Below are 16,415 nucleotides of genomic sequence, written 5' to 3' on the forward strand. Positions count from 1 at the left end.
CGACGGCGGTCCTCGCCCAGGTCGTCGGGGTGTCGGTCACGCGGTCGTCACGATCTCCCCACGAGGAGCACCCGCGTCCTTCGCGTCAGCGGGGGTGCTGCCCGGCCCGGACCGGCCGCCGGCGTCCCAGTCGGCGTCCCAGGTGGAGCTGGACGAACAGCGTCACGACCCCGGCGACGAGCAGCCCCGCGACGTTCACGAGGAGCTGGACGCCCGCGCCGAGAGCCTCGTCCCAGGCCCCGACGGCGAGCGTCAGGCCGATCGCCCCGACGGCGGGCACGGTCGTGATGGAGATGAAGACGCCGACGAGGGCCGCCGACTTGGCGGTGGTGAGCGAGAGCACACCCGCGACGCCCGCGAGGAGGGCGATGACGAAGGACCACGCGTCGGGCGACACGATGAACTCGGTCTGCGGCCCGGTCGTCGCCTGCTCGAAGGTGATGAGGCCGGCCGCGTAGGCAAGGCTCCACACGGCCCACGCGACCGCGGCGCAGCCTGCGAACCCGCCGAGGAGCGTCGCCAGCGCCGACCCGGCGATCCCGCGCCGTCGCCGGACGACCGCGTAGCAGATCGCCGCGATGGGGGCGAACTCCGGGCCGACGACCATGGCCCCGATGATGAGGATGGGCTGGTCCAGCAGCCGCCCGATCCCCGCGATGAGGGTCGCGAGCAGCAGGAACACGAAGAACGTGGCGGAGGGGCGGGAGTCCTCGCGCGACGTGTCCGCGAGCTGCGCCCACAGGACGCCGTCGGCGGGGTGGCCCGGGGCCGCCTTCTCGGCTGCGACCGCCGCGTCCGACACGACCGTCACCGGTTCCGTGACGACGATGGCCCCGTCGGCCGGGACGCCCGCGTGCCGGAGCGTCCGCATGACGTTGTTCGCGTTCTCCCGCGCCATCTCGAACCAGAGGACGTCGCCCCGGCCGTCGAGCGCCGCGCCGGGCACGACCGCCAGGTCGCACACGGTGGGGTCGGCGTCGAGGACGGGACGCAGACGCTCGGCGAGGTCGTGCCCCGCGGTGACCCGCACAGTCAGCATGGCGCCATCGTGCCAGCCGGGCGCGACCCGTCGGGACGACGCCCCGTCAAGGTTCCGGCAGAGGGCGTCAAGGTTCCGTCAGAGCCCCGTCCGGGGCCCTCCCGCCGGGCGTAGAACGGCAGTGCGCCCGGGTTCCGGACGCCGGCACGACGCCCCGCCACGGGCGCTCGCCGACCCTCGTCGAGAAGGCGTTCCCACCATGGCCGACCTGGCCTTCCTCCTCCTCACCGTCGCGTTCTTCGCGACGGTCGCGCTCGTCGCCCGTCGTCACGGCTCCTCGGGAGGTACCCGGTGATGGTCCTCGACTGGATCGCGCTCGGCGCCGTCGTCGCCGTCCTGGGCTACCTCTTCGTCGCGCTGCTCCGCAGCGACCGGGCCCGGTGAGCGCCGTGCCGACGACGGTCGACGCCGCGGTCGTGTGGACGGCCGTCGGCCAGGTCGCGCTCCTCGTCGGGGCGCTCGCGGCCGTGCACGCGCCGCTCGGCGCCTACATGGCGCGCGTCTACACCTCGTCGCGTCACCTGCGCGTGGAGCGCGCGGGCTACCGGCTCGCGCGCGTGGACCCCGACGCGGAGCAGCGGTGGAGCACCTACCTCTTCTCCCTGCTGGGCTTCTCGCTCGCCTCGGTCCTGCTCCTCTACGCCCTGGGCCGCCTCCAGGACCACCTGCCGATGAACCTCGGGTTCACCGGCCTGGACCCGGCGGGCGCGTGGAACACGGCGGTCTCGTTCGTGACGAACACGAACTGGCAGTGGTACTCGGGCGAGGCGGCCGCGGGCCACCTCCTCCAGATGGCGGGCCTCGCCGTGCAGAACTTCGTCTCGGCCGCCGTCGGGATGTCGGTCGCCATCGCGCTCGTGCGCGGGTTCGCCCGCTCGGGGACCGACGCCCGGATCGGCAACTTCTGGACCGACCTCACCCGGTCCGTGGTCCGGATCCTGCTGCCGATCGCGTTCGTCGCGGCGGTCGTGCTCGTCGCGAACGGCGTCATCCAGAACCTCAGCCCGCACACCGCGGTCGAGACGCTCGCGGGGGGCACGCAGCACGTCCTCGGCGGTCCGGTCGCCTCCCAGGAGGCCATCAAGGAGCTCGGGACCAACGGCGGCGGGTTCTTCAACGCGAACTCGGCGCACCCCCTGGAGAACCCGAACCCGTTCACGAACGTCTTCGAGATCTTCCTCATCCTGCTCATCCCGTTCACGCTCCCGCGCACGTTCGGGCTCATGGTCGGCGACCGCCGCCAGGGCTGGGCCGTCCTCGGGGCGATGGCCGGGCTGTTCGCCGTCGCGCTCGCACTGACCACCTGGGCGGAGCTCGCCGGGCCGGGTGCCGCACCGCAGGCCGCGGGCGCCGCCCTCGAGGGCAAGGAGACCCGGTTCGGCCTCGCCGCGAGCGCCCTCTTCGCGACCGCGACGACCGGCACGTCGACCGGCGCGGTCAACGCGATGCACGACTCGCTCACCGCACCGGGGGGTGGCGTGGTCCTCTTCAACATGCTCCTCGGCGAGATCGCCCCGGGCGGCGTCGGTGCGGGGCTGTACGGGATGCTCGTGCTCGCCGTCGTCGCGGTGTTCGTCGCGGGCCTCATGGTGGGCCGCACGCCCGAGTACCTGGGCAAGAAGATCGGTCGCCAGGAGATCACGCTCGTCGCGCTGTACGTCCTGACGACCCCGGCGGTCGTGCTCGTCGGCACGGCGTTGTCGGTGGTCCTGCCGGACGGCCTCGCGGGCCAGCAGGAGGGCGGCCCGCACGGGCTGACCGAGGTGCTGTACGCGTTCGCGTCCGCCGGGAACAACAACGGCTCGGCGTTCGCCGGGCTGTCGGCGGGGACGCCGTACTACAACACACTGCTCGGGCTCGCGATGCTCGTCGGCCGCTTCGTCCCCATCGCGCTCGTCCTCGCCCTCGCGGGGCGCCTCGCCTCCCAGCGGTCCGTCCCGCCGTCCGCCGGCACGCTGCCGACCCACCAGCCGCTGTTCGTCGGCCTGCTCGGCACGGTCGCGCTGGTCGTCGTCGGCCTCACCTTCGTCCCCGTCCTGTCCCTCGGTCCTGTCGTGGAGTCCCTGTCATGAGCACGCCGCTCGCTTCCGTCCCTCAGCTTCCCGGCATGCCGACGTCCCCCGTGGGCGCGGCCGCCGGCGGCCCGCACCACGACGACCGTCCGGACGGCGGGCGTCGTGCCCCGCGCGCGCTGTCTCTCGCGCAGGTCGGCGCGGCGCTGCCCGCTGCGGTGCGCAAGCTCGACCCACGGGTGCTGTACCGCTCGCCGGTGCTGTTCGTCGTGGAGATCGGCGCCGTCGCGACGACGGTGCTCGCCGCCCTGGAGCCGGACCTCTTCTCGATCCTGGTCGCGGCGTGGCTGTGGGCCACGGTCCTGTTCGCGACGCTCGCCGAGTCCGTCGCGGAGTCGCGGGGCAAGGCGCAGGCGTCGAGCCTGCGCGCGACGCAGCGCAGCACGACGGCGCGCCGCGTGGACGCGCCGGCGGACACGCTCGCGGCCGGGTCGAGCCTGCACCTGCTGCCGACGGTCGACGTGCCGTCGTCGAGCCTGCGGGTGGGCGACGTCGTCGTGGTCGTCGCGGGGGAGACGATCCCGGGCGACGGCGACGTGATCGAGGGCGTCGCGTCGGTCGACGAGTCGGCGATCACGGGCGAGTCCGCCCCGGTGATCCGTGAGTCGGGCGGCGACCGCTCGGCCGTGACGGGCGGGACGGTCGTCCTGTCCGACCGCATCGTCGTGCGGATCACGGCGCCGGCCGGCCAGACGTTCGTCGACCGGATGATCGCGCTCGTCGAGGGCAGCGAGCGCCAGCGCACCCCGAACGAGATCGCGCTCAACGTGCTGCTCACGTCGCTGACGATCGTGTTCGTCCTCGCCGTCGCGACGCTCCAGCCGTTCGCCGTGTACTCGGGGGCGCGACAGTCGCTCGTGGTGCTCGTCGCCCTCCTCGTGTGCCTCATCCCGACGACGATCGGCGCGCTGCTGTCCGCGATCGGCATCGCGGGCATGGACCGCCTGGTCCGGCGCAACGTGCTCGCGATGTCCGGGCGCGCGGTCGAGGCGGCGGGCGACGTCGACGTGCTGCTGCTCGACAAGACCGGCACGATCACGCACGGCAACCGGTTCGCGACCGAGGTGCTGCCCGTCGGCCGTGTGGGCGCGGGCGAGCTCGCCGACGCGGCGCGCCTGGCCTCCCTGTCCGACGAGACGCCGGAGGGGCGCAGCATCGTCGACCTCGTGACGTCGACGGACGGGCGTCCGGCGGCGGACCTGGTGCGCGAGACCGCCGGCGCGGAGTTCATCCCGTTCACGGCGCAGACCCGGATGTCCGGCGTGGACCTGCCGCTGCCCGACGGCGGCGTGCGGCGCGTGCGCAAGGGCGCGGGCTCCGCGGTCCAGCGCTGGGTGCACTCCACGGGCGGGAGCGTGACGGGCCCGGAGACGGACGAGCTCGCGGCGCACGTCGAGACGGTCAGCGGGCAGGGCGGCACGCCGCTGGTGGTCGCCGAGCAGGTGGGCGACGGCCCGGCGCGGGTGCTCGGCGTCGTCCGGCTCAAGGACGTCGTCAAGGACGGGCTGCGCGAGCGGTTCGACCAGCTCCGCGCGATGGGTATCCGCAGCGTCATGGTCACCGGCGACAACGCGATCACCGCGCGGGCCATCGCGGCCGAGGCGGGCGTGGACGACGTGCTCGCCGAGGCCACGCCCGAGGACAAGCTCGCGCGCATCCGGCGCGAGCAGGAGGGCGGGCGCCTCGTCGCGATGGCCGGCGACGGCACGAACGACGCGCCCGCGCTCGCCCAGTCCGACGTCGGCGTCGCGATGAACACGGGGACGACGGCCGCGAAGGAGGCGGGCAACATGGTCGACCTCGACTCGAACCCCACGAAGCTCCTGGAGATCGTCGAGATCGGCAAGCAGCTCCTCATCACGCGCGGCGCGCTGACCACGTTCTCCGTCGCGAACGACGTCGCCAAGTACTTCGCGATCCTGCCCGCGATGTTCCTGGGCGCGTTCCCCGCGCTCGAGGTGCTCAACGTCATGCGCCTGTCGAGCCCCCAGTCCGCGATCCTCTCCGCGGTGATCTTCAACGCGCTGATCATCGTGGTGCTCGTCCCGCTGGCACTGCGCGGGGTGCGGTACCGCCCGGCGTCCGCGTCGGCGCTGCTCCGGCGCAACCTCCTGGTCTACGGGCTCGGCGGCCTCGTGGCGCCGTTCGTCGGGATCAAGCTCGTCGACCTCCTCGTCTCCCTCCTCCCGGGCTTCTGAGCCCGGTGCCGAAAGGAACTCCCGTGCCCACCTCCTCGCAGGTCCCGTCCGGCGCCCGTCCGTCGACCGCCGGCGGCGCCGTCTCCTTCGTCCGCCAGTCGTGGGCGGGGCTGCGCGTCCTGCTCCTCATGACCGTCCTGCTCGGCGGGCTGTACCCGCTCGCGGTGACGGGGGTCGGCCAGGCCGCCTTCGGGTGGCAGGCGAACGGCTCGCTCGTCCGCGCGGACGGGACGCGGGCCTCGTCGGTCGACGACACGGGGGCCGACGGCGCCCCGGTCGTCGGGTCCGCCCTCGTCGGCCAGGCGTTCGGCGAGCCGGGGACGGCGCCCGAGTGGTTCCACGGCCGCCCGTCCGCGGCCGGGGACGGTTACGACACCCTCGCGTCCGCGGGGTCGAACCTGGGGCCGAACAACCCCGACCTGGTCGCCGCGATCGAGGCGCGCCGGGCGGCCGTCGCCGCGGAGGACGGCGTCGACCCGGCGAGCGTCCCGCCGGACGCCGTGACGGCGTCGGCCTCGGGCCTCGACCCGCACGTGTCGCCCGCCTACGCGGACCAGCAGGTCGAGCGCGTCGCCGCGGCGCGCGGGCTCGACCCCGCGGCGGTGCGCGCGCTGGTCGACGACGCCGCGGCCGGGCGTGTGGCCGGCGTGCTGGGCGACCCGCGCATGAACGTGCTCGCGCTCAACCTCGCGCTCGAGAGCCTCGCGCCCACCGGCTCGGACGCGTCCTGACGTGCGGCGTGATGGACTGCGCACATGAGCGCCGACACGCCTGACGGGCGGCGCCGAGGGAGGCTGACGGTCTACCTCGGCGCCGCGCCGGGCGTCGGCAAGACGTTCGCGATGCTCGACGAGGCGCAGCGCCGCCGGTCCCGCGGGACCGACGTCGTGGTCGGTCTCGTCGAGACGCACGGGCGCCCCGCCACGGCGGCGAAGATCGGCGACCTCGAGGTGGTGCCGCGCCGCGCCGTCGGGCACCGGGGCGTCGAGCTCACCGAGCTCGACGTCGACGCCGTGGTCGCGCGCGACCCTGACGTGGCGCTCGTCGACGAGCTCGCGCACACGAACGCGCCCGGCTCGCGCCACGCCAAGCGGTGGCAGGACGTGCACGACCTGCTGGCGGCCGGGATCGACGTGGTGACCACGGTGAACGTGCAGCACCTGGAGTCGCTCACCGAGGACGTCGAGGCGATCACGGGCGTCCGCCAGCGCGAGACCGTCCCCGACCACGTGGTGCGCGAGGCCGACCAGATCCAGCTCGTCGACCTCTCGCCCCAGGCGCTGCGGCGGCGGCTCGCGCACGGGAACGTGTACCGGGCCGAGCAGATCGACGCGTCGCTGTCCTCCTACTTCCGCGAGGGCAACCTCACGGCGCTGCGCGAGCTCGCGCTCCTGTGGCTCGCGGACCGCGTGGACGACGCCCTCACCCGGTACCGCGCGGACCACGCGATCTCCGGCACGTGGCCGGCGCGCGAGCGCGTCGTCGTGGCCGTGACCGGCGGGCCGGAGAGCGCGACGCTGCTGCGCCGCGGCGCCCGCATCGCCGAGCGGGCGGCGGGGTCGGAGCTGCTCGCCGTGCACGTGCTCGCGACCGACGGGCTGCCCACCGCCTCGCCCGCGGCGATCGCGGCCGACCGCGCGCTCGTCGAGTCCCTCGGCGGCACGTTCCACACCGTCGTCGGGGAGGACGTCGCCTCGGCCGTCGTCGACTTCGCGCACGGCGCCAACGCGACGATGGTGGTCGTCGGCGTCTCGCGGCGCTCGCGGTGGCGCGAGGCCTTCCTCGGCTCGACGAGCGCGGAGATCGCCCGGCTCTCGGGCTCGCTCGACGTGCACCTCGTCACCCACGAGCGCGCGCGGTCGGGACGGGTCGCGCGGCGCGGGTGGAGCCCGCTGTCGACGCGGCGGCGCGTCGTGGGGTTCGCGCTCGCGGTCGCCGGCCCCGTCGGTCTCACGGCACTGCTCGACGTCGCCCGGGACGCGGTCGGGCTGTCGACGCAGGTCATGCTCTTCCTCGCGCTGTCGGTCGGTGTGGCGCTCGTCGGCGGCATGTGGCCTGCGCTGGCCTGCGCCGTCGTGTCCTTCGTGTGCCTCAACTGGTTCTTCACGCCGCCCACCGGCCTGCTCACCGTCGCCGATCCGGAGAACCTGCTCGCGCTCCTCGTGTTCGTGCTCGTCGCGGCCGCCGTCGCGTCGGTCGTCGACCTCTCCGCGCGGCGCACCGTGCAGGCCTACCGGGCGCGCGCCGAGGCGTCGACGCTCGCGGCGCTCTCCCGTTCCGTGCTGTCCGGCGAGGACACGGCCGAGGCCGTCGTCGGTCGCCTGGCCCAGACCTTCCAGCTCCGCCGCGTCGCGCTCGAGGGGCGGGCGCGCCCGGGCGGGCGGGCGGGGGAGTGGTCGACCATCGCGGTCGCGGACCGTGCTGCCGACGCCGCGGGCCAGGGCACCGCGGGCACAGGCACCGGGCGCCCGGACGGTGTGTCCCGGCGCGGCCCCGGGGAGGGAGACGAGACCCGCACCGTCGTGAGCGTCGACGACGACCTCCGGCTCGTGCTCGACGGCCGCCCGCTGCCCGCCGGCGACCGGCAGGTGCTCGAGGCGTTCGGCGCGCAGGCGGGCATCGTCCTGGAGTACCGCCGGCTGCGCGAGGAGGCGGCCCGCGCCGCGGTCCTGGCCGAGGCGGACGCGACCCGCACGGCCCTGCTCGCCGCCGTCTCGCACGACCTGCGCACGCCGCTCGCGGCGATCCGCGCCGCCGTCGACGGGCTGCGCTCGCCGGAGGCCGTCCTGGAGCCGCAGGACCGGACCGCGCTCGTCGAGACCGCGGCGTCGGAGACCGAGCGGCTGGAGCAGCTCATCGACAACCTGCTCGACCTCTCGCGCCTCCAGACGGGGTCCGTCGCCCCGGTCCTGCGGGACGTGTCGCTCGAGGAGATCGTGCCCGTCGCCGTCGAGCCCCACGGCTCCCGTGTCGCGCTCGACGTGCCCGAGGACCTGCCCCTCGTGCGCACGGACCCCGGGCTCCTCGAGCGCGTCGTCGCGAACGTCGTCGCCAACGCCGTGCGGTTCGCGCCCCCGGACGAGCCCGTCCGCGTCCGGGCGTCCGCGTCGGGCGGTATCGTCGAGGTGCGGGTCGTCGACCTCGGTCCGGGCGTGCCCGACGACGCCAAGGAGCGGATGTTCGAGTCCTTCCAGCGGCTCGGGGACGCCGGCGGGCACGGCGTCGGGCTCGGGCTCGCCGTCGCGCGCGGGTTCTCGCGCGCCGTCGGTGCGACCCTCGTCCCCGAGGACACCCCGGGCGGAGGGCTCACCATGGTCCTGACCGTCCCCGTCGCGTCGCGGCGCGAGCCCGTGGCACGCACCGAGCGGGAGGAGCGCGCGTGAGCGAGAACCCGGCGACCCACCACGTGCTCGTCGTCGACGACGACCCCGGCCTGCTGCGCGCGATCGCCATCACGCTGCGCACGCACGGCTGGAAGGTCAGCACCGCCACGTCGGGCGGGGCAGGCATCGACCTCGTCGCGACCGACGTGCCCGACGTCATCCTGCTCGACCTCGGCCTGCCGGACCTCAGCGGCTTCGACGTCATCCGGGCCGTGCGCGCCTGGAGCACGGTGCCGATCGTCGTGCTCTCCGCCCGCCACCTCGGCGACGACAAGGTCGACGCGCTCGACGCCGGCGCCGACGACTACGTCACCAAGCCGTTCGCGATGCCCGAGCTCATGGCGCGGCTGCGCGCCGCCGTGCGGCGGTCGGCGGGCACCGCCCGGGACGGGTCCGCCGTCGTCGAGGCGGGCGACCTGCACATCGACCTCGCGCGCCGCCGCCTCCTGCGGCGTGGCGCCGAGGTGCGGCTGAGCCCCACCGAGTGGGCGCTCCTCGAGATCCTCGTCGCGCAGCGGGGCCGCGTCGTCGAGCGCGAGCACCTGCTGCGCGAGGTGTGGGGCCCGACCGCCACGCGCGACACCCACTACCTGCGGGTCTACCTCGCGCAGCTGCGGCGCAAGCTCGAGGACGACCCCGCGGCGCCGCGCCACCTCATCACGAGCCCGGGCATCGGCTACCGGTTCGAGGAGTGACCCGCCGCGTCGTCCACCAGGCGGGCCAGCTCGCGCACGACGTCGCCCGGCAGCGCGGGCGGGAACAGCAGCGCCCGCTGCAGCTCGCCCGCGCGCCAGCCGTCGCACGCGAGCGCGGCGAGCACGAGCGACGACGGCGCGCCCTCCTCGCGCCACGCGCGCAGCACGAGCGCGTGCACCTCGTGCTGCCCCTCCGGGACGTCGTCGCGCGCGACCCCGCCCAGCGCGTACAGACGCAGGAGCGCGGCGGCCTTGCGCGAGTCGTCCAGCGCCGCGACCGACGCCGCGACCGCCGCGCGCGACGGGTCGAGGCGCAGCGGCGACAGGTCGTCGAACCCGGACTGCAGGACCTCGAGCGCGACGTCGTCGACCAGCGTCTCCGCGTCGCCGAACATCGCCAGCAGCGTCGACTCGCTGCGGTCGCAGCGGCGCGCGACCGCGGCGAGCGTGACGTTCTCGACGCCCTCCTCGAGCGCGACCCGCAGCACCGCGTCCACGAGGGGTCGCTCGTCGTCGCGGAACGGGTCCTCGTCGAGGTCCACGTCGCGGAAGACGACGGCGCTCGCGGGCGGACGCACGTCCGCGTACCGGGAGAGGTCGCCGAGCAGGTCCTCCCACTCGGCCTCGGTGAGCGCGTACGCGTCCTGGTAGAGACCGAGCCACGTCCCCTCGAGCGCGAGCGCCGCGACCCACGTGCGCGGGTCGGGGACGCCCGAGGCGCCGTCCGGCCCTCGGCCCGTCTCCTGGGTGGGGATCGCGGCGACCCACTCGTGCAGGGTGGCCCTGGCCGAGCGCGTCGCGCTCTGGTCGGGCGTGGACATGTCCGTCACCTCCGTGGTCGGGCACAGTGGACCGAGCCTAGCCGGACGCCCCGACGCCGACCCGAGGTAGAGCCCTGGTCCGCCGACCTCGCGGTACCAGGGTTCTGCCTCGGCGTCAGGGGCGGGGGACGTCGCGGCGTCGGAAGCCCACCAGACCCAGCGCGACGAGCGCGACGGCGAGGAGCGTGAGCCAGACGAACGGCCACGGCTCGACGTCGGCGCCCGGGAGCTGCGGGACGTGCCAGAACGGCGAGACGCCGCTGGCCCAGGACGGCAGGTCGAGCAGGGCGCCGAACATCGTCACGACGAACGAGTACGCGAGGAGCGCCCAGGCGAGCGACGCGAGGCCGGGCCGCCACCCGAACGCGGCGACCGCGACGCCCGCGACGACCGCGATCGCCGGGAGGTACGCGAACGACGCGGCGAGGTAGTCCCCGAACCCGAAGGCGTCCTCGCCGACGCTCAGCGCGCCGAGCCACAGCCCGACCGCGCTGACGGCGAGCAGCACCGACGTCCCGAGCAGCGTCACGACGAGCTGGTCGCCGAGCCAGCGCACGCGCCCGACCCCGGTCGCGAGCACGGGCTCGAGGCGTCCCGCCGTCTCCTCGCCGCGGGCCCGCTGGGCCGACGCGACGGCGAACCCGCCCGCACCGAGCCCGAGGAACAGGGCCATGACGGCGACGAACCCGCCCACGAGGTCAGTGGCGTCGCCCAGCATCTGCGCGATCTCGGGGTTGTCGGCGACCATGTCGCCCACGGAGTCGACGAACGTCCCGCACGCGAGCGCGGTGACGCCCACCCCGACGCCCCACGCGAGCACCGAGGCGCGCTGCTGGCGCCACGCGAGGGCGAGCGGGCTCGCGAGCCATCCGGCGGCGTCGGGCCGGCCCGCGCGCGGTGGCACGAGACCCGCGCCGAGGTCGCGCCGCGCGGCGAGCGCCGCGCCCAGGGCGAGGAGCAGCACCACGAGGACGGCCGACAGGCCGAGCGGCCACCAGCGCAGGTCGACGAACGCGCGGATCTGCTGCGCCCAGCCGATGGGAGAGAGCCACGACACCCAGCTCCCGTGCTCCTCCTGGGCGTCGCCGACCGCGCGCAGCAGGAACGCGACGCCGAGCACGGCGAGCGCGAGACCGCTCGCGGCGCGCGCGTGCTCGGTCACCTGGCTCGTCACGACCGCGACGGCGGCGAACACGAGCCCCGTGACGCCCACGGCCGCACCGAGCGCGAACGAGTCGACGGCGTCGAGCCCGGTCGCGACGAGGACGGCACCCGTCGCGAGCGCGATGGCCGCGTTCGCGACGAGCGCGGCGACGAACGCAGCCGTCGCGGGCGCGTGGCGCCCGACGACCCCCGCCCGGACCAGCTCCGCCCGCCCGGTCTCCTCCTCGGCGCGCGTGTGCCGCACGACGAGCGAGATGCTCATGATCGCGACGGCGACCATGACGGTGAGCGCCATCTCGTTCGCGATCATCGCGCCGAGCGTGTAGTCCTCGATCCCGTACTGGGGCCCGGACAGCATGATCCCCGCGGGGCTGGAGACGAGCGCGGCGCGCGCCTGGCGGTCGGCCGCCGTGGGGTAGAGGGTGTCGAGCGCGACGGCCGCGTACCCGAAGAGGAGCGCGATCGACGCCGTCCACACGGGGATGCGGACGCGGTCGCGGCGCAGCACGAAGCGCAGCAGCGTGGTCCAGCCGGTGGCCGCGCGACCCCGTCGGTGCGGCTCGGGCGCGACGGCGGCGCGCCGCCCGCGCGGTGGTGCCGCCGTGCGAGCGGTCCCGGGGGCGCTCACAGCGCGCCCGCCCCGTCGAGCACGGCGAGCTCGTCGCCGTAGTGGCGCAGGAACAGCTCCTCGAGCGACGGCGGGTTGACCGTCACGGAGCGCAGGCCGAGGTCGGTGAGCGCACGTAGGACGGCCTCGACATGGTCGTTGTCGACGTCGAACCGTGCCCGCGTCCCGTCAGCGCCGGGCTCGACGACGAGGTCGTGCACGCCGCCGTGGGTGTCGAGCGCGGACGGGTCGCGCTCCGTCACGGCGGTGACCGACGAGCGCGTGAGGTGGCGGAGCTCGGCGAGCGTCCCGGACTGCACCGTGCGCCCGGAGCGGATGATCGTCACGGTGTCGCAGAGCTTCTCGACCTCGGCCAGGATGTGGCTCGAGAGCAGGACGGAGCGGCCCTCGGCCGTCACCTCGCGCACGCACTGCGTGAACACGGACTCCATGAGGGGGTCGAGGCCGGACGTCGGCTCGTCGAGGACGAGCAGCTCGACGTCGGACGCGAACGCCGCGACGAGCGCCACCTTCTGCCGGTTCCCCTTGGAGTAGGTGCGCGCCTTCTTGGACGGGTCGAGCTCGAAGCGGTCGAGCAGCAGCTTCTTGCGCTGCGGGTCGACGCTCCCGCGCAGGCGCGTGAGCAGGTCGATCGCCTCGCCGCCGGTGAGGTTGGGCCACAGGTTGACGTCGCCCGGCACGTAGGCGAGGCGCCGGTGGAGGTCGACGGCGTCGTGCCAGGGGTCGCCGCCGAGCAGCCGGGCGCTGCCGGAGTCGGGCCGCAGCAGCCCGAGCAGCACGCGGATGGTGGTCGACTTGCCCGCGCCGTTCGGTCCGAGGAACCCGGCGACCTCGCCCGCGCGGACGGTGAGGTCGAGCCCGTCGAGCGCCTGCACGTGGCCGAAGGCCTTGCGCAGGTCGTGCACCTCGACGGCGGGGGTCGTGCTCGTCATCGCGTCTCCTCCTGGTGGGTGGTGTGCTGCAGGTAGGCGTCGAGCAGGGTCGGCTCGACGAAGAGCCCCTCGGTGAAGACCTCGAGGGCGGGGAGCATCACGCGCTCGACGTACGCGCGCAGGTCGGACTCGGGGTCGCGCGGCTCGCTCCGTTCGCGCAGCGCGCCGTCGACGAGCAGGGAACCGAGGGAGAGGGAGACGAGGTAGCGCGCGCGGGCGGCCTCGTCCCGGCTCGGGCGGATCACCCCGGAGGCGACGCCGGTCTCCATGTACTCGAGCGTCACTTGCGTGAGGTGCTCGACGAACGACCGCGCGAGGTCCCCACCCGCCTGGAGGCTGCGCAGCGTGTACTCGAACACGGGCGCGTAGTCCTCGATCCCGGCGAGCTGCGCGAACAGGGCCATCGGGCCGGCCGCGGGGTCCTGCGGCGAGATGGCGTCGGTCTTGGCGGCGCGCACGGCGTCGAACACGTAGTCGTCGCACGCGCGGCGCAGCCCGTCCTTGGAGCCGAAGTGGTGCACGACGAGCGCGGCGCTCACGCCCGCGTCCGCCGCGATGGTCCGCAGCGGCGCGCCGAACCCGTCGCGCGCGAAGCGGGAGATGGCGGCGTCCCGGATGCGGGCACGGGTCGTGAGGTCGTCGGTGCCCGACGGCGCGGGGCGGGCGCGGCCGGTCGGTGAGGGTTGGTCTGAACGCACGTTCAACAGACTAAACACTTGTTCAACGGCTGTCCACCCACGGGGGAGCGCTCTGCCGCGGCTCACCCCTTGACGCCGGTGGCCGGGGCCGGTTGAGTGGAGGTCACGACGCGATGGGAGCGCTTCCATCGGTCGTCCCGCACCCCGTGTCGATCGAAGGAGATCCGCATGAGACGTCGTGCCGTCCTGTCCACCGTCGCCGCCCTCGCGCTCGCGACCCCGCTGCTCGTCGCCGGCGGGAGCGCCGGCGCCGCCCCGGTCCCCGCCGCGCCCCGGGCGACGGCCGCCCCCGCGGCGGACGACGCCGTCGGGCCGGAGACCCGCCTCTACGTGGACCCGTTCTCCACGACCCTGCAGGCCGCCGCCGCGCTCACCGGGCAGGCCCGTGCCGACGCCCAGCTCCTCGGGTCGTTCCCGTCGGCCTCGTGGTTCACCGGCGGCGCGCCCGACGAGGTGCGCGACGAGGTCGCGTCCGTCGTGCAGGCGGCCGCGGCCGACGGCGCGGTGCCGACCGTCGTCGTCTACAACCTGCCGTTCCGCGACTGCGCGCAGTACTCCGCGGGCGGCGCCGCGGACACAGCCGCCTACGCGGCGTGGGTGGACGCCGTCGCCGAGGGGATCGGCGACGACCCGGCGATCGTGATCCTCGAGCCGGACGGGCTCGGGATCATCCCCTGGTACACCGACATCAACGGGAACCCGGAGTGGTGCCGCCCCGCTGAGCTCGACCCGGAGACCGCCGCGGCGGACCGGTTCGTCCAGCTCAACCACGCCGTCGACGTGCTCACCGCGCTGCCCGGGACCTCCGTGTACCTCGACGGGACGCACAGCGGGTGGCTCGGGGTCGGCGACATCACCGACCGCCTGATCAAGGCGGGCGTCGAGCGGGCCGACGGCGTGTTCGTCAACGCGTCGAACTACGTCGAGACCGAGCGACTCGTGAAGTACGGGTCGTGGATCAGCGACTGCGTGCACCTGTCGGTGAACAGCTGGTGGGAGCCGGCGTGGTGCGCGAGCCAGTACTACCCGGCGAACCCGGACGACTTCTCGACCTGGGCGCTCACCGACGCCGCGTACGAACAGGCCTACGCGGACACGGGCGTCGTGCGCGACCCGGTGGCGCAGAAGCACGTCGTCGTCGACACGAGCCGCAACGGCCAGGGGCCGTGGACCGCTCCGCCCGGCGCGTTCCCCGACCCGGAGGTGTGGTGCAACCCGCCCGACCGCGGCCTCGGCGAGCGGCCGACGACGGACACGGGCGACCCGTTCGTCGACGCCTACCTGTGGATCAAGGTCCCCGGAGAGTCCGACGGCAAGTGCTACCGCGGCACGGGCGGTCCGCTCGACCCGGCCCGCGGCATCGAGGACCCGGCCGCGGGACAGTGGTTCGCCGAGCAGGCCGCGGAGCTCCTCGCGCTCGCCGCACCCGCCGTCGAGCGCCCGACCTGCGAGGTCGAGTACACCGTCCACGGGACGTGGCGGGGCAAGAAGGGCAGCGGCTTCATCGCCCAGGTCGAGCTCCGCAACACCGGCACGGCGCCGCTCGACGGGTGGGAGCTGCGCTGGACCCCCGACGGCGACCAGCGGCTCACCGACGTGTGGGGCGCGCAGGCGGGGCGCGACGGCGCTGCCGTCACCGCGCACAGCCTGTCGTGGAACGCGACCGTGCGACCGGGGGCGACCGCGACGTTCGGCTTCGTCGCGTCAGGCGCTCCGGGCGTCGACCCGCAGCTCGTGACCCTCGGAGGGCGCCCGTGCCACGTCGTCTGACCCCTCGCCAGGGGTCCTGAGCGGCTCAGGTCGTACAGATCACGGGCACTCGGGACGAGAGACCCCTGCCGTTCCGGGCCAGACACCCGTAGGCTGGGGGTAGCCGTCGGCGGCACCGCCGGCGCCACGTCCCGGCGCGTCGGACCGTCGGGACGTCGAGAGGCCCGTCGCACTCGTGCGACGGGCCTTTTCGGTGCACGCGTCCAGGGGCCGTGCGCGCGGGACGGCGAAGGGCCCGCCGCGAGTGCGGCGGGCCCTTCGGTCTGCGGAGGATGGGGGATTCGAACCCCCGAGGGCTGTTAACCCAACACGCTTTCCAAGCGTGCGCCATAGGCCACTAGGCGAATCCTCCTGGTGCAACGGCCGACGCGTACGGGACGCACCGACGGCAGCGCAACGAGGATACCGGACCGCGGCGCCCGGGCCGAATCGCCCCGCGCCCGACCGGGTTTCGGGTGGGGCGCCGACCTGGGCTAGGGTGGGCGCAGACCCCTCGTGCGGCATCATCTCGCCGAACTCCCCCAGGGCCGGAAGGCAGCAAGGGTAGGTGAGCTCTGGTGGGTGTGCGAGGGGTCCTTCATGTCTCCGGCCGGGACGGGTTCGCCGTCGTCAGGCCCGCGCGGGTGTGGCGCAGATCTCCCTGATCGAGAGCGAGGCAGGCGCCGCGACGGCACCCGACGCCCGTTTCCTACCGATTTCTCGCCTCAAGGTCCCGGCATGCGATCATTTCGCCGTCCACATGATGGACGATCCGCCTCCGGGATTGGCGCGCGGGGCGCCGTCGTGCTCATGATGTTGGCATGACCCGGAACCACGTCGCCACCACGACCCCGCGCGCAGCGTCCTGCGCCGGCACGTCGTGCTGTCGTGGCGTGCGCACCGGGCGAATGTGCGGCTGCTGACGCCGTCGTGACCCGCAGGGAGACCTGCGCCGCACCTGCCGCGTCGTCCTGACGACGCCGCCCCCGCTCGCCGCGTGGCTGATGGCCCGCCGGAAGCACCCCGAACCCCACCC

Annotated in this window: 12 protein-coding genes, 1 tRNA gene and 1 other RNA gene; 8 read left to right on the top strand and 6 right to left on the bottom strand. The window is 74.7% G+C overall.

Features of this window, described 5'->3' with window-relative positions; genetic code table 11:
• Window positions 1-85: 85 nt before the first annotated feature.
• Complete coding sequence (locus NF338_RS13575) at window positions 86-1,039, bottom strand: DUF389 domain-containing protein (RefSeq protein WP_264031271.1); 954 nt, start codon at window positions 1,037-1,039, stop codon at window positions 86-88.
• A 294-nt stretch (window positions 1,040-1,333) separates the two neighbouring features.
• Between NF338_RS13575 and NF338_RS13580 the strand changes: the two genes are divergently transcribed.
• The 6 genes from NF338_RS13580 to NF338_RS13605 are packed head-to-tail and all read left to right on the top strand — an operon-like array spanning window position 1,334 to window position 9,387.
• Window positions 1,334-1,423, top strand: a complete 90-nt coding sequence (locus NF338_RS13580) for a potassium-transporting ATPase subunit F (protein WP_141389068.1) — start codon at window positions 1,334-1,336, stop codon at window positions 1,421-1,423.
• A gap of 5 nt (window positions 1,424-1,428) precedes the next feature.
• Complete coding sequence (kdpA, locus tag NF338_RS13585) at window positions 1,429-3,111, top strand: potassium-transporting ATPase subunit KdpA (protein WP_412846889.1); 1,683 nt, start codon at window positions 1,429-1,431, stop codon at window positions 3,109-3,111.
• 35 nt (window positions 3,112-3,146) lie between these two features.
• Complete coding sequence (kdpB, locus tag NF338_RS13590) at window positions 3,147-5,309, top strand: potassium-transporting ATPase subunit KdpB (protein ID WP_412846834.1); 2,163 nt, start codon at window positions 3,147-3,149, stop codon at window positions 5,307-5,309.
• A gap of 23 nt (window positions 5,310-5,332) precedes the next feature.
• Window positions 5,333-6,040 carry a potassium-transporting ATPase subunit KdpC gene (kdpC, locus tag NF338_RS13595; protein ID WP_412846836.1) on the top strand — a complete coding sequence of 236 codons (708 nt, stop codon included), beginning with the start codon at window positions 5,333-5,335 and terminating at the stop codon, window positions 6,038-6,040.
• A gap of 24 nt (window positions 6,041-6,064) precedes the next feature.
• On the top strand, window positions 6,065-8,692 hold the full coding sequence (locus NF338_RS13600) for a DUF4118 domain-containing protein (RefSeq protein WP_264031274.1): 2,628 nt from the start codon (window positions 6,065-6,067) through the stop codon (window positions 8,690-8,692).
• A complete protein-coding gene (locus tag NF338_RS13605; RefSeq protein WP_264031275.1) occupies window positions 8,689-9,387 on the top strand; it encodes a response regulator in 699 nt (232 codons plus the stop codon). Before NF338_RS13600 ends, NF338_RS13605 begins: the two co-directional genes overlap by 4 nt.
• Here NF338_RS13605 and NF338_RS13610 read toward each other — a convergent pair.
• The 4 genes from NF338_RS13610 to NF338_RS13625 all read right to left on the bottom strand — a co-directional run bounded on the left by NF338_RS13610 (window position 9,369) and on the right by NF338_RS13625 (window position 13,630).
• On the bottom strand, window positions 9,369-10,208 hold the full coding sequence (locus tag NF338_RS13610; protein ID WP_264031276.1) for a hypothetical protein: 840 nt from the start codon (window positions 10,206-10,208) through the stop codon (window positions 9,369-9,371). The two genes, NF338_RS13605 and NF338_RS13610, sit on opposite strands and share 19 nt — an antisense overlap.
• A gap of 115 nt (window positions 10,209-10,323) precedes the next feature.
• Window positions 10,324-12,000, bottom strand: coding sequence for an ABC transporter permease (locus NF338_RS13615; RefSeq protein ID WP_264031277.1), 1,677 nt, complete (start codon window positions 11,998-12,000; stop codon window positions 10,324-10,326).
• Window positions 11,997-12,932: an ABC transporter ATP-binding protein gene (locus NF338_RS13620; protein ID WP_264031278.1), complete on the bottom strand. Its 936-nt coding sequence runs from the start codon at window positions 12,930-12,932 to the stop codon at window positions 11,997-11,999. The genes NF338_RS13615 and NF338_RS13620 overlap by 4 nt, the downstream gene beginning before the upstream one ends.
• The gene (locus NF338_RS13625) at window positions 12,929-13,630 is read right to left on the bottom strand and encodes a TetR/AcrR family transcriptional regulator (protein WP_264031279.1); all 702 of its coding nucleotides are present in this window, start codon (window positions 13,628-13,630) and stop codon (window positions 12,929-12,931) included. The genes NF338_RS13620 and NF338_RS13625 overlap by 4 nt, the downstream gene beginning before the upstream one ends.
• A 168-nt stretch (window positions 13,631-13,798) precedes the next feature.
• On the opposite strand from NF338_RS13625, the gene NF338_RS13630 reads away from it, so the two are divergent.
• Complete coding sequence (locus NF338_RS13630) at window positions 13,799-15,400, top strand: glycoside hydrolase family 6 protein (protein ID WP_264031280.1); 1,602 nt, start codon at window positions 13,799-13,801, stop codon at window positions 15,398-15,400.
• Between the two features lie 266 nt (window positions 15,401-15,666).
• On the opposite strand, the gene NF338_RS13635 is transcribed toward NF338_RS13630, so the two are convergent.
• Window positions 15,667-15,752, bottom strand: a tRNA-Ser gene (locus tag NF338_RS13635).
• A gap of 132 nt (window positions 15,753-15,884) precedes the next feature.
• On the opposite strand from NF338_RS13635, the gene ffs reads away from it, so the two are divergent.
• Window positions 15,885-15,981, top strand: an RNA gene (gene ffs, locus NF338_RS13640) — signal recognition particle sRNA small type.
• The last annotated feature ends 434 nt before the right edge of the window (window positions 15,982-16,415 follow it).

Source organism: Cellulosimicrobium sp. SH8 (genome assembly GCF_025818875.1).
In the GTDB taxonomy this organism is placed as follows: Bacteria; Actinomycetota; Actinomycetes; order Actinomycetales; family Cellulomonadaceae; genus Cellulosimicrobium; species Cellulosimicrobium cellulans_D.